The 262-nt window shown below is 72.9% G+C and carries 1 protein-coding gene; it reads left to right on the top strand.

What is annotated here, in order from left to right:
* On the top strand, positions 1-262 hold a 262-nt coding region (locus tag AB1471_RS17530), incomplete at both ends, for a hypothetical protein (protein WP_367781005.1).

The raw sequence follows: 262 nt of genomic DNA, 5'->3' as shown, positions 1-262 counted from the left end.
CTCTTCCTGCATCGGTCCTGGAAACACTGCGCGCGCACGCCTCCGAGGAAGCGCTGTTCGTGCGTCTGGGCGCGGAGCTCGCCGCAGGGCGCGCCGACGATCTGCGCGAGAAGAACCGCGTGGAGGGCGCAGTGGAGCCGCCGGCGCCGAGCGATCTCGTCGAGTCGTGGGACACCGACGGCAATCGCGCGCTGGGCGAGGGAGCGCTCGCGCGCGGCGAGGTCGCGATGTGCGTGCTCGCCGGCGGCATGGCGACGCGCAT

Source organism: Jeotgalibacillus marinus (assembly GCF_040801915.1).
GTDB lineage: Bacteria > Bacillota > Bacilli > Bacillales > Jeotgalibacillaceae > Jeotgalibacillus > Jeotgalibacillus marinus.
Note: the sequence above shows the minus strand (reverse complement) of the source record. Positions and strands in the feature narration are given on the sequence as shown.